The sequence below is a fragment of the Flavobacterium flavigenum genome, from assembly GCF_027111255.2.
GTDB lineage: Bacteria > Bacteroidota > Bacteroidia > Flavobacteriales > Flavobacteriaceae > Flavobacterium > Flavobacterium flavigenum.
The window spans coordinates 4,952,529-4,974,913 of record NZ_CP114285.2 but is presented as its reverse complement, the minus strand read 5'-3'; the positions used below and the strand labels follow the sequence as shown (position 1 = coordinate 4,974,913).

Here is a 22,385-nt window from a genome sequence, read left to right as displayed (position 1 = left end):
TATTTGCTTAGGTATCACTTTATATTACTGATATACAAAAGGTTAGAAATAATCATTTAGTTATCAGTTATCTTTTTTTTTCGGCATCTATGATAATTTGAAAAATAAAGTAATGGCAAAAATATTTGCTTTTGAAAGAGATTATAAATCAGTCTTAGAGTAGAGCAAACTAACATTTCAAAAAAAATTAAGCTGCCATCTAAATTACCGACATTCTCCACTGTTTTAAAATCAATTTTTACCCCAATTTTAAATATAATTTGAATTTACATAATTCCCACAACAAACATGGGAATTATGAAACATCTCGTTGAGCTGGGATAATTGAATCAATCAACATTAAAATAACTTTACAGCACCAAAAAATCATAATCCATGCATACAAACACGATTCTTCTGCAAGACATAGCGGACAATACCCTGCTGCCCACTGCTGTCTATGCCGGTGACAGCCTGAAGATTATATTTGCCAATCAGTCTATGACTGAAACATGGGGAAGAGGAAAGCAGGTGATGGGAAGAAAATTTATTGAAGTGCTTCCAGATTCAAAAAAAGAGTATTTTTCTAATCAGGCTATGAGCGTTTTAAAAACGGGCATACCAATTCAAGCCAGTGATGAAAAAGTAGAAGTAAACAGAAATGGAGTAATTTTATCCTATTACTTTAACTATAGTTTTATTCCTCTTTACGATTCAGATGGAAATATATACGGTGTCTTAAATACTGCTGCCGATGTAACCGAACTTCATGAATCCAGACAGAAGAACCGTGAGGCAGATGAAAGGCTTAAAATGGCAATTGATGCATCCGGCATAGGAACATACGAGATAAATCTAACAACCAGAGAAGTTACTGCATGCGGAAACTTTAAGCAGATTCTAGCAGTTGATGAACTGAAAGATATTGATGAATTGATTTCAAAAATACATCCAGAAGATCTGGCTGTCCGCGAGAATGCACATAGAGAAGCCGAAATTACAGGGCTTATTTCTTATGAAGCAAGAATAATCAGGAATCAATCGGAGAAGTGGGTAAAAATTACCGGAAAGATTGTTCATGATCCAAATGGCGTACCCCAGACAATTATAGGAACTATTCTGGATATTAATGAGCAGAAGAAGTTTCAGGAAGAATTAAAAAAACAGGTCGCAGAAAACACAGAAGAGCTTCGCCGCTCCAATAATGATCTTCTTCATTTTGCCCGTATTGTCAGCCATGATCTTAAAGAGCCTGTTCGGAAAATTAAATTTTTTAATAATCTCTTAAAAATTGAGACGCAGGATTTTTTAAAGGAAAAATCTAAAAGGTATTTTGAAAAACTAGATCAGACCACGCAAAGGATGCAGAATATTATTGAAGGGATTTTAGCCTATTCTACTATTAACAAATCAATACAGACTGTTGAAAAAATAAATCTCAATGCGATTATTAAGAATGTAAAGACAGATCTTGAGCTTATAATAAAAGAAAAAGGAGCAATTCTTATCACCGGTCAGCTTCCCGATATAGAAGGAGCGCCAATTCTCATACACCAGCTCTTTTACAATCTTATTCAAAATGCTCTAAAGTTTTCAAAACCGGATCAGCCTCCTCGTGTTACCATAAAATCATCAGTTATCAAAGATAACGATTTGGATTTTCTAAAGATAGTAATTACAGACAATGGAATTGGACTGGATCCAATTTACGCTGATAGAATTTTTAAGGACTTTGAACGGCTGCACTCCAAAGATGAGTATGAAGGAAACGGTCTGGGTCTGTCGCTCTGCAGAAAAATAGCAAAAAGACATAATGGAACAATCAGCGCTTCAGGAAAAAAAGATAATGGTGCAGAATTTACAGTGACACTTCCATTAAAACAGACCAAATCTGCAATTTAATTCTACCAGATCCTGCCGATTTGTAAATTTAGGAGATATTTCAAAAAACAGTAAAATGAAAAAGTTTTTTCTTTATATCAATCTCTGGCTTATTTCAATATCTTAATGCACAGCCCAGCATGCAGAAATTGCCAGACTTAGAAAAGCGCTGCCTTATATTAAAGATAAAAATCTTACGTTAATGTGCTGAATCGACTTGCTTTACTGTCGCACCTTTAATAAGTTATGGCAATGGATATTACACGCATATGGACACTTCTGTTTTAAATATGACGGTAATATTTAACGGAGCATCTGGAAACACACTTACAGTGCATGCACAATCCGACGTAAGTGCCAGTGTCGCTGGAAAAATACAGATAAGCAAATAATAAAATACAGTTATATATAAAAAAGAGGAACATTTAACATCTTCCTCTTTTTTGAATCAATTGTCGCATTTTTTAATAAAAGATCTAGTGTGAAAAAATCTTATCTTCTCTTTAATAAAATACTTCAGATACTTGCATTATAATCTTTTTAAATTGTAGTAAAAAGAAATAAAAAAAAGCATTCATAGCAACAGTTATGAATTTAAGAACCGTACTAAAAGTTAATAAAAACACAATTTAATTTTTTTTTACCCTTTACCGCATTTTAATACACTATTTTTGAACAAATTAATATTTAAGATGCAAGAAGGTAAAGTAAAATTCTTCAATGAAGAAAAAGGTTTCGGATTTATAACCCCAAACAACGGAGGAAACGAAATTTTTGTCCATGTTTCTGGTCTATCGGAAAATATCCGTGAAAACGACTCGGTTCGATACGACATAAAAGAAGGCCAAAAAGGGCCAAACGCAGTAAATGTAATAATAGCTTAACATACTATAAGACCACTTTGATAAAGCATCTGTCTCAGGCAGGTGCTTTTTTTATTACAAACCAATACAGCAGCCATTTTCTATCCTACTAGATTATTTTTTTAGGCATTCCCCAAATATAAAACCATGAAAGGGAAGCACTCAGTAACAGTACAGCCTGCCCATAAGTCCTCTGGGTGTAAAGGTTTCGGCCTGATATAAATCATTATTAATGATCTTAAATTCCAGCCAGGCCTCACCTGGCAGTTTCATTTCGTCATATATAATAAGTTTTCTCTCCGCTTTGTCCGCATAGGCCACACGCCACAAATCCAGCGCATTCCCGCGTATCACTTTGAATTAAATGGTTTTGATGATCTAATGAAGCGGAAAAATATTCATGCTGGCTATTTATGTCGATTATGACTAAATTTCAATGCTTCTGATTCGATTTCCTGTATTGTTTTCTTTTTTCCTTTAGAAATCCATTCTAAAAGTTCTTCTTCAAAAAAATACAGCTTTTTACCGTATTTATAGCAAGGAATTTTTCTCTGCCTTACAAGAGCGTAAATTGTAGGCTTTGCTTTTCCTATGAGCCGGCTTGCTTCTTCAATACCGATAGGAATACTTTTTTCTTTAGATTCATATACCTGCACATTATGAATCAGAAGTTTGATCTCGGCAATTTCTTTCACTAAGTGCGCTACTGCTTTGGGCAGGTTCTCAAAAGAGATTTCGTTTGTATCCACAGCTATCGTTTTTAATAGTTATGGTGCAAATGAAAAAAGTGTTTCTGCTGTGTCCTTCTTCACAGCAGAAACACCTGAAAAACACACTGATTTACAAGTATCGGCATTTAAAAATCTGTAAGATCTTCCATAATCTTTATAAGCCCTTTCTGTTCATCATCTTTCAGATGCGTTTTAATGCTTTTCTGCTCAACATCTTTTAAAGCGTCGGTAAAAGTCAGTTTTAAAAATTGTGCGGCTCTGTCCTGCCTGCTGGCTTTAAAGCAATTCCAGATATTCCAGCCAAAATGATACAGATCCAGATTGGACAGATCTTTTACTTTTACCGGCTTAATATTTTCGAAATTTATGCCTTCAGCATATATCATTATATTCCTGCCCAATTGTTCCAGATCATCATCCGAAACGTACAGCGCAAACTCCTGCAGCGCATAACGGATGGCTGTATCAATCCTTTCCTGTTTTTGATTTCTGGCTGTATTTTGACGCTCCTCCCTTATCTTCTCAATATCAAGGGCTGAATTTTTATTTTCAGGCATTTCGGGCTTAATTAAAGCATCTTGCCGCTCCTCTTCTATTTTTACCAGGTCCTCACTTGTAATGCGGCTTTCAAGCGATTGCTTTTTTTCAGCCTTCAAAAAACGATTCACCAATCTCTCAGCCAAATCGTTTAGAAACAGGCTTAGAATTGCAAACATTAAAACTCCAAATCCAGTGCTGATCCAAAAGAAAACGCCGGCCGTATATTCATCCGCACCTTTTTCCAGCAGCACCAGTCTTCCGATTACACCGACAAAGACACAGACTAAAAAAACAGACAGGTAAACTGTAATATATTCGAAGTACTTTATTTTCATTGCGCTCTTTTCTTTAAAGATTCCAATTGTATTGCCTGCGAAGCTCTGTTTTTCTTCTCATCTATTACCTTGGCGTAGATTTGAGTAGTTTTTACGTTGGTATGCCCAAGCATTTTGCTGACCGTATAGATGTCTGTCCCGCTGGACAGCTGCAGTGTTGCAAATGTATGGCGGAAGCAGTGGAAGGTAATGTTTTTTTTAATTCCTGCAGATTCAACCCATTTTTTCAGAGGGCGTGAAATCCACGACGGGTCCGGCAGATCCTCAAAAACAAGCTGCCCGGGAAGCCTTGGTTCTCCGCAGAGATGCAAAGCCTGCTCAGAAATAGGCATATATTCGACACCCCTTGTTTTTTTCTGGGTGAAATGCAGTTTGGCCATGCCCTCTTCCAGGCTTATCTCTTTCCAGCGGAGTTTCTGAATGTCGGAATGCCGCAGGCCGGTAAGCGCTGAGAAAAGCGCGGCTCTTTTAAGGACATCTTTCTCACAGGGCGTTTCAGCCAGCACGTTCAATTCTTTAATGGTAAGATATTCGCGTCTTGATTCCTGCTCCGGGATGCCCTTTATTTTTGAAGACAGATCAACAGTCAGATATCCGTCGATAAAGGCCTGTTTCAAAGCTGCTTTAAAAATGGAAAAATACCTTGCTGCAGTGTTGAGGGAAAGTATTCCTTTTTTGCCTCCTCCGAGCGGCGCACCCAGCAGAAAGAGTTTAAAATCTTCCGCCATTCTGATGTTAATCTGAGAAAACATCAGACTGCCTGCAGAGTAGCTTTTTAAAAATTCTTTGGTCCGCTCCCAATTGATCTGAATGGATTTTGAACTTCGGGCGTGTCTTTTAGCTGCTACAGAAGCAATGTATCTGATAAAATCCTCTTTTCCTCTTTCTTTCTGTTCAGCCAATAGGTTCTCAGCATCACTGTACAGATCTATATTATCGTATTCTTTCTGACGGATTTTACGCACCCCGTCAGCATAGAGCATTATTTCACGGTCGGTTTCGCTTCTGGTTATTATTATTCCGTTATCGCTGCGTCTGGGCTTATAGGATTTTATGCCCTGCGCATCTGTACGGGCGGTTCTCTGTTTGTCCCACTCCACGGTTTTTACGGTTCTGTTTAAGTATTCACGGATTCTCTGTGGCGTTTTCTTTCCGGAAACCTCAACAGGATAGCTTTCTATGTAGACATACCATTCCTCTCGGTCTTCTGCTTTTCGAAGACGCACAGTTACCTTGGTTTTTGCTAATTGTTTCATATAAAATCATTTCCGTTATACAAGTTATCAATTTCGCTTTTTGGAGCATATACATGCTTTCCGATCTGCCTGGTAGGTATTGAATATTTCCTGATATGGCTGTAGACAGACCCCTCAGATATCTGAAATCTCTGAGCAATTTCACCAATCGAATAGCAGTCTTCTCTTTCAAGGCTGTATAATTTTTTCTTCGGTGCGCTCTCAGCCTGCGGCAGGCTTAGGGCAGGGCCGAACATCCCTTCCATGACTCTGCGGTCGATCCTTACAAGGCGGGTTCCAAGATTAACTGACGGAATTTTTCCCTGCTCCACAAGTCTGTAGAGGGTTCTTTTGGCAATTCCAAAAAGCATGCCAGCCTCAGAGACGGAAAGAAATGCCCTATCCTGCGGTATTTTCTCTATCATCGCTTTGATGTCTGCTTCATTTTTAAGCTGCTTCATCTTCTGCTTGTATGCTTTTTTACTGCATTTTGACGAGCAGTAGACAGAAGTTACGGTCTTGGGCAGAAACACTTCCCCGCATACAAGACATTGTTTGTTTATTCTTTTCATCGCCTTTATCCCCAATTTAAGTGCCATAAGTATACATAAGTGCCACATTATCGCCTTTTAAGTGCCGGTACAAATATGATACAAATATATAATAAAAAACGACTAAAAAACAATATAAACGAAAAAGAACAAAAAAGAAAAACCGCTGTAAACTTTACGTTTACAGCGGTTTAACACTTATTATTAACTGATGTTAATCAGTACTTATTTGACTTCTTCGAATTCAACGTCTTCAACGTTATCTCCAGAAGACTGCTCTTGTTGCGGAGCTGCTTGTTGACCTTCACCACCCTGAGCGTACATTGCTTCTGTAGCTGTTTTCCAAGCTGCATTTACATTATCTAATCCTTTTTGGATTGCGTCAAGATCCTGAGATTGGTGAGCCATTCTCAATTCAGTTAAAGCATATTCAATAGCTGTTTTGTGGTCAGCTGAGATTTTATCTCCTAACTCTTTCAATTGAGATTCAGTCTGGAAGATAGTACTGTCAGCTTCGTTTAATTTTTCAGCTCTTTCTTTTGCAATTCTGTCAGCATCAGCGTTAGCTTCAGCATCTTTTTTCATTTTTTCGATTTCTTCCGCTGTTAAACCAGATGAAGCTTCGATACGGATATCGTGAGATTTTCCAGTTCCTTTGTCAGTTGCAGAAACTTTGATGATACCGTTAGCATCAATATCGAAAGAAACTTCGATTTGAGGAACTCCTCTTGGTGCTGGTGGAATACCATCTAAGTGGAAACGACCGATAGTTTTGTTATCAGCAGCCATTGCTCTTGCCCCTTGTAAAACGTGGATTTCAACAGATGGCTGAGAATCAGCAGCTGTAGAGAATACCTGAGATTTTTTAGTTGGGATAGTCGTGTTAGCATCGATAAGAGTTGTCATTACACCCCCCATAGTTTCGATACCTAAAGCTAATGGAGTTACGTCAAGTAACAATACATCTTTTACATCTCCAGATAAAACCCCACCCTGAATAGCAGCTCCAATAGCCACAACCTCATCAGGGTTAACACCTTTAGATGCTTTTTTACCGAAGAATTTCTCCACTTCGTCAGCGATTCTTGGCATACGCGTAGAACCTCCTACAAGGATTACTTCGTCGATATCAGATGTAGATAAACCTGCATCTTTTAATGCTTTAGCAACTGGCTCCATAGAACGTTTTACTAAAGAATCAGATAATTGCTCAAATTTAGCTCTAGATAATTTTTTCACTAAGTGTTTTGGTCCTGAAGCAGTAGCTGTAACGTATGGCAAGTTTACCTCAGTTTCAGCAGAAGAAGACAATTCAATTTTTGCTTTCTCAGCAGCTTCTTTCAAACGTTGTAATGACATTGGGTCTAAACGTAAATCAATACCTTCTTCAGATTTGAATTCGTCAGCTAACCAGTCAATGATTACCTGATCAAAATCATCTCCACCTAAGTGAGTATCACCATTTGTAGATAATACTTCGAATACACCGTCTCCTAATTCAAGAACAGAAATATCAAAAGTACCTCCACCTAAATCGTAAACAGCAATTTTTTGATCTTTACCTTTTTTATCTAATCCGTAAGCAAGTGCAGCAGCAGTTGGCTCGTTGATGATACGCATCACTTTAAGACCAGCAATCTCTCCAGCTTCTTTAGTAGCCTGACGTTGGGCATCGTTAAAGTAAGCAGGAACTGTAATAACTGCCTCAGTAACTGTTTGACCTAAATAGTCTTCAGCAGTTTTTTTCATTTTTTGAAGTGTCATTGCAGACAACTCCTGAGCAGTGTATAAACGACCATCAATATCAACACGTGGTGTATTGTTGTCACCTTTTACAACACTGTAAGGAACTCTTTTTGCCTCTTCAGCTGTTTCAGCAAAAGTGTGTCCCATAAAACGTTTAATAGAAGCAATCGTTTTTGTAGGATTCGTTACTGCTTGTCTTTTTGCAGGATCACCTACTTTAATTTCTCCACCTTCAACAAAAGCGATGATAGAAGGAGTAGTTCTTTTTCCTTCTGCGTTAGGGATAACAACTGCTTCGTTACCTTCCATTACAGAAACACAAGAGTTCGTCGTACCTAAGTCAATTCCGATTATTTTACCCATTTTTTATATATTTAATTTTTGATTTAATTTTTAAACTCATGTGGCATAAGTCAATCTTTGTGCCAAGATAAAAAACCAATATAATTTGTCAGTTTGCTATTGGCATGTCAAAAAAAATCTGCCAACATGGCATTTTTAATATCTGACAATCATGGCATATTAATAGTTTAGCTGTCATTTTAGGAGCTAAGTTCCTGCTATTCCGCTATATCTTTTATGGCGAACCCAGCCATAATAAGGATACCTATTTTAAGTTTATAAAAAATTTTGTTAAGCACCTGATCAGTAAGTTCCTTTGTAATGGATTGTGAAGAAACTGAATATTAAAAATGACTATTAGTTAATATTTCTATTAATAATTTAGTAATACAAATTGATCAAAAGAATTATCTTCGTGAAAAATATCCTATTTAGAAAAAATTATATTCAATACTAAGTCAAATAAAAAATGAAACTAAAAAAAAACTTTCTTCTAATAAGTATAATTACACTTTTTAATTTTGGCTATTCACAAAATTTTGAACAGAAGAAAATAGGGGTGATTTTTAATATAGATGGTCCATGTAAAATAATTAGACAAGCGATCGGTAATCCAATTGTTGATTCAACAGTTTTAGAAAAAAAGGACCTCTTTTATGGTGCCTATAAATTTTTAGAAACAGGAACAGGAAATCCAACTGAAAGAATAATTAATGCATATTTGAAAAATTTAGACTCTTTAAATCTTAAAGTTACTCAAATAAATGAAACAATTAATAGCGAAAACTACCCCGATTATTACTCCGAAAAACATGAATATTTAAGCGAAAATTTAAAAAATATAAAAATGAAATACAATTTGGAATATTTACTTATTGTGAATGGTTATTTTGGATTACAATTTGAACAAACAGTAATTATTGCTGGAGATAAAATGACAAATATTTTTTTAAATAATACTTTTATAAATTTAAATACCAATGAAGTAATTTCAAATTTTAATGCTGGGAATATTACCAATATTAAAAAGAAAAATATACTTAGTCCTCCAAATTTTCCAAATATTGAAAAAAGCATGAATACCCTTTTAAATGATAAACTATTACCCGAAATCGAAAGAAAAATTAAACGAAAAATAATCATCCCATAGGAAGCTATCAAAAAAAGTTTCCCGAATTAATCCCGACAGAAGTTTATCTGCGATATAGAGATTTCTAAGAAATAACAATCCTTAAGTAAAAGTACTAAACTTTCAACAAAACCGTTTCATTATATTAGTAATTTCGTATCCTAAATTTATCTACAAAATACAAAAAAATGGCTTCATTTATAAAAGAAATATCCTTTCGCTGGTCGGATCTTGATCCTAATTTTCATGTACGTCACAGTGCTTATTACGATTTTGGCGCCCAGCATCGTATTGAAATCCTAAACGAATTAGGTTTAACCTTAAGAGTAATGCAGGAACAAAGTTTTGGACCTGTTTTATTTAGGGAAGAATGTGTTTTCAGAAAAGAATTAAAACTTTCGGATAAAATATTTATTCATACCAAAACATCCAAAATGAAGGCCGATGCTTCACGTTGGTCTATCATTCACGAATTCCGCCGAGAAGACGATACACTTTGTGCCACTATTACAGTCGATGGTGCCTGGATGGATACCAAACTTAGAAAACTGGCTTCTCCAACACCTGAAATTGCTGTCGAGGCATTGAGCATTTTTCCAAAAAGTGACGATTTCGTAGGAGTTTAAAAAATATCCAATTTTTTATAAATTATAAAAACCGTTACAAATGAATGTAACGGTTTTTTTATGACAAATATTCTGCTCTTATTCTGCCATAATTTTGTAATTGCTGTTTAAATTTTCTCCTGAAACATTTAAAATATAAAGTCCTGATACTTTTTTATTTGCAATGTTTAACTTAAAAACGCCATTTCCGTCAGATGAAATTTTTTCCTTAAGAATAATTTTTCCTGTCACATCGCTTAAAGTCGCTGTAACATATGATTGTTTATAACCTGGAATACTGATAAAAATCTTTTCTTTTGCAGGATTAGGATATACAGTACCACTAACTTTATTTTGTGTAAACTTATCATTGCTCAATAACGTTTGATTATACAACTGCGTTATCTCTGTTGCAGTTAGTGCATAATTAAATATTTTAAGTTCATCAAATAAACCTTTGTAAGGTGCCGGAGTAGTATTGGCAAACAGTTCAAGTGCCCCGATATTCCCAATTACTAAATCTGTTGCTTCTCCAATCCCTACAGCTGTTCCTGTTGCATCAGTTTTCTCATTAGTAAAAACACCATTCGTATATATTCTTAATTTAGATGCGGTAACATCTCTCATAATAATTACATTCACCCAATTTCCTGTAAAATAACTGGTCGCTGCTAATGATGATGCAAGTTCCGTTTTTGTTTTATCATCATCTATCGCAAAACGTAATTGATTGCTTTTAATTTCTACATTAAACCTTCTTCCTGTTGCTCCTGTAGTCGTATTTTTTGTTATCGACCCTTTGCATAAAATATAGGAACTTAATGTTGAACCTGCCGGTATTAAACTGGCATCAGCTTTCATCCAAAATGAAACAGTAAAAGAATTTTTATCAAATAAAATATTATCCTGATTAGGAACACTTACCATAAGTTTATTAGGCGTTAATGTTGCAAAATCTATGGCATTGTTCTCTTTTCCGGCTACTCTCACATTACTATTATCGAAAGCCGCATCTAATTGTCCGTTGTTTCCATAGCCTGAAATATCTTCAATTTGCTGACCTTCTCCTGCTGCTTCTTTAAACGGCCAATGACCAACAAGTTCTGGTGTCAGCGCGCGAAAATTCCATACATCACCGGTTATTGTTCCTTTAGCATTAGAAGCATCAATTCTCCAATAATAAGTTACTGCCGGACTTAATCCTGTAAGTTGATAAGTTGGAGCTGCAACATAAGCTACATCAGCCAGCTTAGCTAAATTTAAAGGATCAGTACCAAAATAAACAGCATAAGTTGTTGTATTTGTGCTTCCACTCCATTTTAATGATAAATTCCCGCTTGTCAGCTGAATGTTAGTAAGTCCTGTAGCCGGATTAGGTGCGGACGCTTTAACTGGAGCTGACGGAATTGGCGGTGTAATTACCGAAGCCGTTTCATATACTGATGATTCTGCGCTGTTTTTTGCTTTAACACGATAATAATATTGCGTATTTGGAAGCAAACCTGAGTCATTGTAACTTGTAGTATTTGCTCCAAGAGTAGCAATTACATTAAAATCTGTACCATTCTCTGAACGCTCTACGATATAATTGTCCTCGTTAATCGCGCCGTCAATCCAGTTGATTTTTAAAGAACTTGCTGGTGGAACTTCTGTTGAAACCACATTCGTAAAATTCACATTAGATGGCGGAATAATAAAATCTGAAGGTGTTGTACTGGTTAATCCGTTAATATACACCTCGATATTCAGATAAGGAGCGTTTGTTGTACTAACAGCCAATGCATCCGGAGTGTTTTTGTCTAAACCATTGGCACCTTCCCATACATCAGGCATACCGTCATTGTCTGTATCCAAAGAAGCCGGAGCACCATAAACATGTCCGGCACCTCCGTTGATGAAACCAAATTTACTGGTTAAATCACTTTGAACATATACATAAGTAGCTGTTGTGCCTTTAGACATCAAATCTGAAATCATTAAATTTTCTACCTGATCTCGCCTTGGATAAGAAGCTCCAACGCTTGATACAATCTTATCATAAGCATCAACAGCAGACAATGTTGGATTTTTCATTGGATAATCATACGGTATTGACAAAAGAGTTGATAAATCTCCGGTAGGATATCCTGTTAAATCGTAAGGAACTAGTGCACCATTTAAAACACCATCTTTATTATTATCAAAATAATTTCCTGAACCATATAATGAGAAGTTATCATTTCCACGGTTAAAAGGTGATGAAACTGTAGAACTTGTATTTGGTCCACCTATAAAATAATTATTGATAATGTTGACATCTGATCCGCCGGCGGAATCTCCACCCATAATATAGGCATCTCCAGATTCGGTATGTCCGTATGTATTTCCATAATTTCCCCAATTATATACAACGTTGTTTACAAATTCATTGATTCCTTTTACTTTATTGTTACGGGTTTTATTGCATATATATAAATTTCCAATCAAACTTATCTTACCACCAGCAGAAGGCTGCATTAATCCTCCGGCTGAATGGTTGTGACGGTGCATTCCCTGCCCAATAATTGAATTCTGGATTGTAATATTATCTGGACTTGTACCTTTACCGTCCCAATTTACCGAGAAGACTTCATCTGTGCCCCAGGTAAAACTCATATGGTCTAAAATTATATTGGCTCCATTTGAAATACCTGACGCATCCTGATTTTGAGTTGTTGCCCCGAAACGAATACGAACATAGCGTGCAATCGTATTGCTAGCTCCTGTAAATGAAACCTTTGCTCCTAACAGTACAATTCCCTCTCCTGTAGCTGTTTGCCCGGCAATAGTCGTATTTTTTGCAATAGAAATTGGAGAAGCTACGTTTATAATCCCCCCTACTTTAAAAATAACAAACCTTCCTTCCTGACTAACGGCGTCGCGAAAAGACCCATGTCCGCTGTCATTTAAATTGGTTACTAAATAAATTTGAGGATTTGCAGCTCCTCTTGCTCCTGTGGTAAATTTTCCAAAACCTGTAGCTTCCGGAAATGCCAGTGTCTGGGCTTTTAAATCACTGAAGGTGGTGATTAATACACAGACCATAAAAACTTTAAGCGCATGCTTAAACGTTAAGGTAATTTTTTTCATAATTGGTTAAATTGGTTAAATAGTTATACCTAATATAGTTATAAGCCGTTGAGAGTCTGTCCTGTTGCATCCTGTATGCTGCTTAACTGCTTACTATTTATCACATTTTCTTTAAAAAAAATCTTTCTTACAGCATTAATTTTCTGATAACTTTAAGATTTTATGTTTTGCTTTTAAAATGGTAAGCTTTAATTTTATAAATACCGCCGTTAAAACATGCTGAAATGAAAAAATTAAAACTTTTACTCCTCATACTTCCTTTTCTTTGCTTTTCGCAGCAGGAAAAAATAAAAGCATTGGATATTAATTTAACGAATTATGAATATCCATTTCCGGTCAGTTTTTTAGAAATAAGCAATCAGCGGCAGCTTTTAAAGATGGCTTACATGGATATCAAACCCAATAATTACAATAATAAAAACATTGTCTTATTTCACGGAAAAAATTTCAATGGGGCTTATTGGGAAACTACCATCAAAGCATTAGCAAAAGAAGGCTTCAGTGTTATTGTCCCGGATCAGATTGGTTTTGGAAAATCATCAAAACCGGATAATTTCCAATATACATTTCAGCAGTTTGCCGAGAATACCAAAAAACTTTTAGACCATTTGGGAATTAAAAAAACAGCTGTTTTAGGACATTCCATGGGCGGAATGTTAGCTGCAAGATTTACACTAATGTATCCGGAAACTGCTGAGAAATTAGTTTTGGAAAATCCGATTGGCTTAGAAGACTGGAAATTAGTCGTCCCGTACAAACCTGTTGATTGGTGGTACGAAAGTGAATTAAAACAAAACTATGAAGCCATCAAAAAATACCAAATGACGAATTATTATGACGGTAAATGGAATGCTGATTTCCAAAAGTGGGCTGAACTTGGCGCGGGATGGACAACAGCTCCGAATTATAATGTTGTGGCATGGAACTCCGCATTGATGTATGATATGATTTTTACGCAGCCGGTTTTATACGAATTTAAAAACATCAAAAGCCCAACTTTATTAATTATCGGAACAAGGGATAAAACTGCTTTAGGGAAACCGATAGTTTCTGAAGAAGTCAGGAAGACAATGGGCAATTATGCCGAACTGGGCAAAAAAACTCAAAAAGCAATTCCGAATGCCCAACTTGTAGAAATCGCCAACACCGGACATTTACCACATATTGAATCTTTTGATCAGTTTATAAAACCATTAATCGTATTTTTGAAACAATAAAGTAAAACCTTAAATCAAATTTTATGTTTACAATCGAACAAATAAAAGAGGCACATGCCAAAGTAAAAAACGGTGCCGATTTTCCAAATTATATACAGGACCTAATTATTTTGGGCGTAAAAGGGTATGATACGTTTGTTAACGATGGGCATGTTGAATATTATGGTGTAAATAATTATTCTGTGATTTCAGAAGAAAAATACCCTGAAATAAAAGTTGAAGATACAGCCAATAAAGAACGTTTTATAGAATTTCTGGTAGCGCATCAGGATGGTCAGACAGATTATATTACTTTTTGCAATCACTCAGGACAATGCGGAATCGCAAAATGGCGTGTTGATATTATGGAAATGACCTGTACCTATTTTGATAAATCAGGTAATGAAATCCTGATCGAAAAAATACCTGATTAATTATCTATAACAAATTCAGATGTCACAAAATTGGTCTCCTATAATCGAACCCGAAGCATTACTTCAGCTAGAAAATTCATCCGAAATTATATTGGTTGATGCCAGAGCCGGACTTAATATGGAGGAAAATTATAAAAAAGAACATTTGAAAGGTGCACGTTATGTAGATCTAAACCGTGATTTGGCTTCTGTGGACTGCAATCCTGCAAATGGCGGAAGACATCCATTGCCTTCGTTGGAAAAATTTTCAGAAGTCCTGTCTAAACTTGGTATTACACCGCAAAGTCACGTTATTGTTTATGACGATAAAAACGGTTCGAACGCAGCATCAAGATTTTGGTGGATGCTAAAAGCTGTTGGTCACCAAAAAATACAGGTTTTAAACGGAGGTTATCAGGCGGCAATCCATAAAGGTTTTCCATTAAATACCGGAATTGAAAGTTTTGATACAGCTGAAAAATATCCGGTTTTAGACTGGCAGCTTCCTTTAAGCAATATCAGTGAAGTAGATAAAGCCCGCAACAACCCTGAAAATATCGTAATTGACGTAAGGGATAAAAATCGTTTTGAGGGTCTTACGGAACCGCTTGATTTGATTGCTGGCCACATTCCAGGTGCTATCAATGTTCCTTTCAGCGAAAACCTGGACGAAAACGGCTTTTATCTTTCTGCTGAAAAACTGGCAAAAAAATATACTGAAATTTTAGGTTTCGTGAAACCGGAGAATGTAATCGTTCATTGCGGTTCCGGTGTTACGGCTTGTCACACTCTATTAGCAATGGATTATGCTGGAATTCCAATTCCGCAGCTTTACACAGGATCATGGAGTGAATGGTCTAGAAGTAATAAACCTATGGTAACAAAGTAAAATTAAATTACTTAATCAGCAAAAAAATGAAAGGCGTACCTATTTTAAGTACGCCTTTCATTTTATATTGAACAGATATTTAGTGTGCTCTAAAATTCCATTTAGAATTATCACTATTCATATCAAATTTTGCAAGTGTTGGTGTACTGTCTCCAGAAGAAACTAATGCTAATTTTTCATTAGAATTCGGAACCACTTTTGGCATTATCCTATAGGTTCCGTCAATTAATTGATCAATACGCCATAATTGTTCTGGCGCGCCTGTAAATTTAGGAACACTTATTAATTCACCCTCTTCTGTGGCTGCTAATGCACGCTCTGTTCCTGCTATTACTATTTTATAATAGGGTGCTCCAAGATATCCTCCTGCATTTGGAGCTGCTGTAATGGTCCATTTTTGATGAGGCCGAAACATATAATCTCCTATACGAATATTGGTATTTCCTTTCGGCCAGGTATCTATTACATCTGATAATTGCTGAGACGGAACTGCTTTTACCGGCTCATTAGGATCATGTTCCCACGGACGCATTCTGTCTGGCATGCGAACGAAATCTACTGCTAATTCTAAAGCATATCCTCTTCTCTCCGATTCAATTTCATAGGTTCCTTCTTTGAAATTATCTCCTGCAACCGGCCATCCATTTTTCCATAATAAAGGACGAATACCCAATACGCTGCGTCCGTTTTGATCCAGATCTGCTTCATAATGGCAGGACATTTTATGAACTCCGTCACCAAGGTCAACAAGTCCAAAGTGTCCTGGTCCGTTAACTCTTCCACCTGCTGCAATTACCATTTTTCCGCCTCCTTTTAACATATCCCTACCCATGTTATCAAGGTATGGACCTGTAACTTTTTTAGAACGTCCAACTACAATATTATAAGTAGAGTTGGCACCATCACAACAAGTTCCGTGTGTTCCAAGAAGATAATACCATCCATCACGATATATCAAATCAGTTGCTTCACAATCAATTGCGATATCTATCGCTTTGTTACCTTTTACGCGTGCTCCGGTTTTAGGATCAAGTTCCACAAGACGAATAAAACCGAAATACGTTCCGTAAGAACACCATAATCTGCCATCAGTAGGATCTAAAAGAAGTCCCGGATCAATTGCATCGTTATCTTCCATATTACTGGAAGAAGCAACCACTATAGGTTCCGAATATTTAAAGTTTGGAGAATTTGGATCAAGAGTCTTATTCCACATCGTATTTATTTGTCCATCATGACCACCTCCAAGTCCACCACCAGTTGAGCCGTAGGCAATAAGATAGCGATCACCAATTTTTACTACATCAGGAGCAGCTCCTCCCCCTGGCCTAACGCCTCCTTCATTCCAGGTCCAGCCATCCTCAGATATTAATCCCCCTCCACGAGTGCCAAATGTGTAATACTTTCCTTCACATTCCATGATGGTAGACGGATCATGTATAAACGGTTTACCTATTTGGGCATTTGCTGTTCCCATTAACCCTATTGATAAAAGGGCAGTTGTACCCATTAATTTATTTCTTATTTTCATAATAATTCCAAAATTTATACAAATGAGATTAATTTTATTCCAGAGTAATCGTTAAATCCTTAACTGGCTGCCCTTTTTCATCCAGGAAACGAACACAAAAATCGGTCATTCCGGGCCCGTTGATTACTGCACCCCGAATTACATTTTTCCCTTTGTTAAGTGTTAACCGTGGCGAAACACAATCATCCATTACCATACGTCTGTCTCCTGAAAGCAATACAGCTTCTTTTTCATTTACCCACCACATTGATGCTGAATTTGAACCTACTGCCATTCTTACATTTTTCATTTCCTTTGGACTGTTTACTACTGTTACGGACCAAAATAAAACGCCGTATATTTCTTTTTTTAATCCATAAGCAAAACGAAATAATTTTACATTGAATTTTTTACTGTCCAGTGCATGCCATGTTAACTCCTGATCACCAACTTTTACCTTATCTCCATTCTTAGGAAGAACGGTAAACTGATTTGGAAAATACTCGGTTGAAAATGCGGTTCTGAGGTAGCTATCTGTAAAGACAGTATTACTGCGATTGGGTTTGTTAATTGGTTCTAATAACAACCACCGTTGAATAAATCCTTCAGAATCTGGTGTTTTTTTTGATTTTGTTGCAGGACTAAAGTAAGACTCGATGCTTCTTACTGTATCGTTTTTAGCATTAGGATCAACTTTGCCTCCTGATTTGACAGTAAATCCTTGTAAACCTAATGTTGCCAAAAATACAAAGCACATTACTTTCAAGAATGTTTTGTGTTTAATGTTCATAATAGTTAATAGTTTTTTACAGTTTTTTCCGTTTTTAATTATGGGTTCACTCAAAAAATTAGTACAATTTTTTACTAAAATACAAATAAAAACAACCGGTTGTAATTTTATGTGTCATTTTACATTTAAAGCAATCAAAAGTAAAAATTAGCATACATTAGCATACATATGAAAAGATTCTATGTTGAAAATGATCTTTTTATGAAATTAGTTGCCATTTTCAGATGGTCAATAAAGTATATTTGTAAACTTAAAACTTCTTTATTTAGTTTTAAGTCCTATATTTTCAGGCAATTATATACTTGTCGTAATATTCGATTAATAAATGAAGTAATCCGATAATCTGAATAATTAAAGAAAAGGAATACTTTTTAATAAATAAATAATGCATCAAAAACAACATTGGGACATCCTTTTAACCAATCAGGTCAATAAAAAGAAGTTCATAGACACACTGCTTTCCGGCGAAGCTAAAGAAGAATTAGCGGTTTTTAATAACCAAAAAGGAATTTTATTCTCCGATATTTCGATCGAAAAATTCATCGAAAGGGAATACCAATACGAATCTGTTGAAGCTTCCCCTGAGTCACACAGGCAATTGCGGACTTTTTCTTCCGGCGAACGCAAAAAAGAGTTTTTGAAATACTGTATCAGCCAAAATCCGGATTTTATCATTTTCGATAATCCTTTTGATCATTTAGATCAGGTTTCCCGTCTGGCTTTGGCAATTTCTCTCGAAAAACTTACCGATACTGTTTCTATCATTCAATTAGTAAATCGTACCATTGATTTGATGGACTTTATACAGAATAAAGTTTGGATCAAAGACAATTCGTTTACTTTATACCCTATTTCAAAAGAGGTAAGACATTTTAAAACTTTAAATAAGACTTCCATTCCAAAAGCTATGGAAGTGAACACATTCCACGAAAGTGAATTAATAAGGATGCAAAACGTTTCGGTAAGTTATGAAGACCGAAAAATTCTCAACAATATTTCCTGGACTATAAAACAAGGTGAATTCTGGCAGTTAATTGGCCCTAACGGTTCAGGAAAAAGCACTATCCTATCCTTAATTACAGGTGATAATCCGAAAGGATATGGTCAGGATTTATTTTTATTTGGAAGAAAAAAAGGAAGCGGTGAAAGCGTATGGGAAATCAAAAAACAAATCGGAATATATACGACTTCTATGATGGATTTGTTCCAAAAAAGCCATACGCTGGAACAAATGATCCTATCAGGTTTCTTTGATTCTATTGGATTGTATACAGAACCTACTACTTTGCAAAAACAAATTGTGACACAATGGCTCGAAGCAATTGAAATGACTCACCTGAAAAAGAAACGTTTTATAGACCTTTCAATCGGCCAGCAAAGAGTAGCACTGATTGTTCGTGCGGTTTTAAAACATCCGCCTTTATTGATTTTGGATGAACCTGTTGAAGGCCTGGATGATGAAAATGTAGATTTGGTAATTCAGTTAATCAATACAATCAGACAGGAAACCAATGTAGCTATTTTATATGTTTCACACAGAATCGAAAATGGACTTGCGCCTACATCGATTCTTGAGCTTATTCCTTCTGAAACAGGATCGGTTGGGAGAATAAAATAATACTCCAAATTAAATGATAAGTATCCACAAACTTGTCATTCCGTAGGAATCCTTTTGCTTTGTATAGAGAGATTCCTACGGAATGACAAAATTGTGTTTAATCTTTTACTGGTGACTTTTTTTAATTTTTATCTTCTAATAAAGGCACGAATCTAAACTCTCCAAACTCATGTTTTTCAAATTGTGTTTCGTTTTTTCGGATTAACAACGTCATAATCTGAACATCTTCGCCAAGCGGAATAACCAGTCTCCCTCCTATTTTTAACTGTGCCATCAACGGTTTCGGAATAAAGGGAGCACCGGCAGTAACAATAATACTGTCAAATGGGGCATGATTTGGTAATCCTTTATACCCATCACCAAACGAAAGATGTTTAGGTCTGATGTTTAATTTCGGAAATAGATTTGATGTGGTTTTAAACAGTTCTTTTTGTCTTTCAACACTATACACTTTGGCACCCAGCATAAACAAAACTGCAGTCTGATAGCCAGATCCTGTACCAATTTCGAGAATTTTATGGTCTTTTTTTACTTCCAGCAGCTGTGACTGAAAGGCAACAGTATAAGGCTGAGAAATAGTCTGCCCTGCTCCTATAGGAAAAGCCTTATCCTGATAAGCGTAATCTTCAAAACTCGAATTTAAAAAAAGGTGTCTCGGGATTTTTTTTATCGCATCCAAAACCGCTTTATCAGTAATCCCTTTTTGCTCTAAAGTGCTTACTAATTGATTGCGAAGTCCTTGATGTTTGGCAGTATCTTTCAAAATAGGTAGGTTTTATTTTCGCAAAAATAAGAAACAAAACAGGAAATCAAATATTGATTTTTAATTATTAAATTAATAAAGTTGAAGATTAAAAGTGAAAAGTCGAAAGCCCTTACTCCTAATTCAAAATTTACAATTCACAATTAGCTAAATTCTTTTTCACTTTCGACAAATAAATTCTATTTTTGTTTAAAATACATTCAAATGTTAAAAGTAGGAGTTTTAGGTGCCGGCCACTTAGGTAAAATACATTTACGCTTATTACAACAGTCTGACAAATACGAATTAGTTGGATTTTACGATGAAAATCAGGAAAATGCCGAAAGAATCTCAAAAGAGTTCGGCTATAAAAACTTCAACACAATAGCAAAATTAATCCACGCCGTGGATGTAATCGATATTGTAACCCCCACCCTTTCGCACTATAAATGCGCTAAAGTAGCCATCAAATCAGGAAAACATATCTTCATAGAAAAACCAATTGCCAACACTGTTGAAGAGGCCGAAGAAATAATTGCTTTGGCAAACGAGTACAATGTAAAAGGCCAGGTCGGTCATGTAGAACGTTTTAACCCTGCTTTTATCGCTACCAAAAACATGATCGAAAATCCGATGTTCATAGAGACACATCGTTTAGCCGAATTTAATCCTCGCGGTACAGATGTCCCTGTAGTTCTGGATTTAATGATTCATGATATTGATGCGATTTTGAGTGTTGTAAATTCAAAAGTAAAACACATTAATGCCAGTGGTGTTTCGGTAATTAGTGAAACGCCGGATATAGCCAATGCCCGAATTGAATTCGAAAATGGTTGTGTTGCCAATTTAACTGCAAGCCGAATTTCGATGAAAAACATGCGCAAAACACGTTTTTTTCAAAAAGACGCCTATATTTCAGTCGATTTTTTAGAGAAAAAATGTGAAGTAGTCCGTATGAAAGACGCCCCAGAAGTTCCGGGAGATTTTGACATGATCCTTCAAAATGCTGAAGGTGTGAAAAAACAAATCTATTTTACCAATCCTGATGTAGAACAGAACAACGCCATTTTAGACGAATTAAATGCATTTGCTGATGCCATCAATACTAATACAACTCCGGTTGTAACATTGGAACAGGCAACTGATGCTTTACGTGTGGCATACCAAATAATTGACTGTTTTAAAAAATAAGACAAAATATAAATTGTAAATTTAAGGTTTAAAGCTTGCTGAAAAGTAACTTTAAACCTTAAATTTTAAAATATAAATACAAAATTAAATGAGAACTATAGCTGTAATTGGTGCCGGAACAATGGGTAACGGAATTGCACATACTTTTGCGCAAAGCGGTTTTACTGTAAAACTGATTGATGTTTCTGAAAAAGCACTAGACAAAGGAATGGCAACTATTGCTGCTAATCTCGACAGAATGCTGGCTAAAGGAACAATAACGCAGGAAGAAGTTGCCAGAACAATCACCAATATCATTACCTATACTGATATTAAGGATGGAGTTGTCGGGGTTGATTTAGTAGTAGAAGCAGCAACTGAAAACGTTGAACTAAAACTGAATATCTTCAAACAATTAAACGAATCCTGCTCACACAATACAATCTTGGCAACGAATACATCTTCTATTTCAATTACACAAATTGGAGCTGTAGTCGCACATCCTGAACGCGTTATCGGAATGCATTTTATGAATCCGGTTCCGATTATGAAGCTGGTAGAAATCATTCGCGGCTATAATACCAGCGATGAAGTCACCAAAATCATCATGAATTTATCTGAGAAATTGGGTAAAATACCTGTTGAAGTAAACGATTATCCGGGTTTTGTTGCCAATAGAATTTTGATGCCTATGCTAAACGAAGCAATTGAAACGTTATATAACAAAGTTGCGGGAGTTTACGAAATCGATACGGTTATGAAATTAGGAATGGGACATCCAATGGGACCGCTCCAATTAGCTGATTTTATTGGTATTGACGTTTGTCTTGCGATTTTGAATGTAATGTACGACGGATTTAAAAACCCGAAATATGCTCCTTGCCCATTATTGGTAAATATGGTTAGAGCAGGTAAATTAGGAGTAAAATCCGGTGAAGGTTTTTATGATTACAGCGAAAGTAAAAAGGCAGAGAAAATTTCTAAACAATTTCTTTCTGCATAAAAAATTTAA

The 22,385-nt window shown here is 35.9% G+C and carries 19 protein-coding genes and 1 pseudogene; 10 read left to right on the top strand and 10 right to left on the bottom strand.

The window, feature by feature from the left end:
- The first annotated feature begins 375 nt into the window (after nucleotides 1-375).
- Together OZP09_RS20725 and OZP09_RS20720 are read left to right on the top strand one after the other, a co-directional pair.
- Nucleotides 376-1,881, top strand: a complete 1,506-nt coding sequence (locus tag OZP09_RS20725) for a PAS domain-containing sensor histidine kinase (protein ID WP_269235516.1) — start codon at nucleotides 376-378, stop codon at nucleotides 1,879-1,881.
- Between the two features lie 671 nt (nucleotides 1,882-2,552).
- The gene (locus tag OZP09_RS20720) at nucleotides 2,553-2,744 is read left to right on the top strand and encodes a cold-shock protein (protein ID WP_269237928.1); all 192 of its coding nucleotides are present in this window, start codon (nucleotides 2,553-2,555) and stop codon (nucleotides 2,742-2,744) included.
- Nucleotides 2,745-2,885: 141 nt separating this feature from the next.
- Here the strand turns inward: OZP09_RS20720 and OZP09_RS20715 are convergent.
- The 6 genes and pseudogenes from OZP09_RS20715 to dnaK form a co-directional block, all read right to left on the bottom strand.
- Nucleotides 2,886-3,068, bottom strand: a pseudogene (locus OZP09_RS20715) (DUF2867 domain-containing protein); the annotation flags it as partial.
- Between the two features lie 62 nt (nucleotides 3,069-3,130).
- Nucleotides 3,131-3,472: a helix-turn-helix domain-containing protein gene (locus tag OZP09_RS20710; protein ID WP_269235515.1), complete on the bottom strand. Its 342-nt coding sequence runs from the start codon at nucleotides 3,470-3,472 to the stop codon at nucleotides 3,131-3,133.
- Nucleotides 3,473-3,579: 107 nt separating this feature from the next.
- A complete protein-coding gene (locus OZP09_RS20705) occupies nucleotides 3,580-4,329 on the bottom strand; it encodes a hypothetical protein (protein ID WP_269235514.1) in 750 nt (249 codons plus the stop codon).
- Entirely contained in the window at nucleotides 4,326-5,585 is a 1,260-nt protein-coding gene (locus tag OZP09_RS20700) for a site-specific integrase (RefSeq protein WP_281309925.1), read from the bottom strand. The genes OZP09_RS20705 and OZP09_RS20700 overlap by 4 nt, the downstream gene beginning before the upstream one ends.
- Complete coding sequence (locus OZP09_RS20695; RefSeq protein WP_269235513.1) at nucleotides 5,582-6,136, bottom strand: helix-turn-helix domain-containing protein; 555 nt, start codon at nucleotides 6,134-6,136, stop codon at nucleotides 5,582-5,584. The genes OZP09_RS20700 and OZP09_RS20695 overlap by 4 nt, the downstream gene beginning before the upstream one ends.
- 204 nt (nucleotides 6,137-6,340) lie before the next feature.
- Entirely contained in the window at nucleotides 6,341-8,224 is a 1,884-nt protein-coding gene (gene dnaK / locus OZP09_RS20690; protein WP_269235512.1) for a molecular chaperone DnaK, read from the bottom strand.
- Between the two features lie 448 nt (nucleotides 8,225-8,672).
- Between dnaK and OZP09_RS20685 the strand changes: the two genes are divergently transcribed.
- Nucleotides 8,673-9,353 carry a hypothetical protein gene (locus tag OZP09_RS20685; protein WP_269235511.1) on the top strand — a complete coding sequence of 227 codons (681 nt, stop codon included), beginning with the start codon at nucleotides 8,673-8,675 and terminating at the stop codon, nucleotides 9,351-9,353.
- Between the two features lie 167 nt (nucleotides 9,354-9,520).
- Nucleotides 9,521-9,958, top strand: coding sequence for an acyl-CoA thioesterase (locus tag OZP09_RS20680; protein ID WP_269235510.1), 438 nt, complete (start codon nucleotides 9,521-9,523; stop codon nucleotides 9,956-9,958).
- A gap of 78 nt (nucleotides 9,959-10,036) precedes the next feature.
- Here OZP09_RS20680 and OZP09_RS20675 read toward each other — a convergent pair whose 3' ends face one another.
- A complete protein-coding gene (locus OZP09_RS20675; RefSeq protein WP_281309924.1) occupies nucleotides 10,037-13,045 on the bottom strand; it encodes a LamG-like jellyroll fold domain-containing protein in 3,009 nt (1,002 codons plus the stop codon).
- 224 nt (nucleotides 13,046-13,269) lie between these two features.
- Between OZP09_RS20675 and OZP09_RS20670 the strand changes: the two genes are divergently transcribed.
- From OZP09_RS20670 to OZP09_RS20660, 3 genes are read left to right on the top strand one after another with little or no spacing between them, the layout of a single operon-like run.
- Complete coding sequence (locus OZP09_RS20670; RefSeq protein ID WP_269235508.1) at nucleotides 13,270-14,262, top strand: alpha/beta fold hydrolase; 993 nt, start codon at nucleotides 13,270-13,272, stop codon at nucleotides 14,260-14,262.
- A 23-nt stretch (nucleotides 14,263-14,285) separates the two neighbouring features.
- Nucleotides 14,286-14,675, top strand: a complete 390-nt coding sequence (locus OZP09_RS20665; protein ID WP_269235507.1) for a DUF1398 domain-containing protein — start codon at nucleotides 14,286-14,288, stop codon at nucleotides 14,673-14,675.
- A gap of 19 nt (nucleotides 14,676-14,694) precedes the next feature.
- Complete coding sequence (locus OZP09_RS20660; protein WP_269235506.1) at nucleotides 14,695-15,543, top strand: sulfurtransferase; 849 nt, start codon at nucleotides 14,695-14,697, stop codon at nucleotides 15,541-15,543.
- 79 nt (nucleotides 15,544-15,622) lie between these two features.
- On the opposite strand, the gene OZP09_RS20655 is transcribed toward OZP09_RS20660, so the two are convergent.
- Entirely contained in the window at nucleotides 15,623-17,074 is a 1,452-nt protein-coding gene (locus OZP09_RS20655; RefSeq protein WP_269235505.1) for a family 43 glycosylhydrolase, read from the bottom strand.
- A 34-nt stretch (nucleotides 17,075-17,108) separates the two neighbouring features.
- Nucleotides 17,109-17,843 (bottom strand): hypothetical protein, encoded by a 735-nt coding sequence (locus tag OZP09_RS20650; RefSeq protein WP_269235504.1) that lies wholly within the window; start codon nucleotides 17,841-17,843, stop codon nucleotides 17,109-17,111.
- A 385-nt stretch (nucleotides 17,844-18,228) separates the two neighbouring features.
- On the opposite strand from OZP09_RS20650, the gene OZP09_RS20645 reads away from it, so the two are divergent.
- A complete protein-coding gene (locus tag OZP09_RS20645) occupies nucleotides 18,229-19,461 on the top strand; it encodes an ATP-binding cassette domain-containing protein (protein WP_269235503.1) in 1,233 nt (410 codons plus the stop codon).
- 121 nt (nucleotides 19,462-19,582) lie between these two features.
- On the opposite strand, the gene OZP09_RS20640 is transcribed toward OZP09_RS20645, so the two are convergent.
- Nucleotides 19,583-20,224, bottom strand: coding sequence for a protein-L-isoaspartate(D-aspartate) O-methyltransferase (locus OZP09_RS20640; protein WP_278009546.1), 642 nt, complete (start codon nucleotides 20,222-20,224; stop codon nucleotides 19,583-19,585).
- 204 nt (nucleotides 20,225-20,428) lie between these two features.
- On the opposite strand from OZP09_RS20640, the gene OZP09_RS20635 reads away from it, so the two are divergent.
- Complete coding sequence (locus OZP09_RS20635; protein WP_269235502.1) at nucleotides 20,429-21,394, top strand: Gfo/Idh/MocA family protein; 966 nt, start codon at nucleotides 20,429-20,431, stop codon at nucleotides 21,392-21,394.
- Nucleotides 21,395-21,482: 88 nt separating this feature from the next.
- A complete protein-coding gene (locus OZP09_RS20630; RefSeq protein ID WP_269235501.1) occupies nucleotides 21,483-22,376 on the top strand; it encodes a 3-hydroxyacyl-CoA dehydrogenase family protein in 894 nt (297 codons plus the stop codon).
- Nucleotides 22,377-22,385 lie beyond the last annotated feature (9 nt).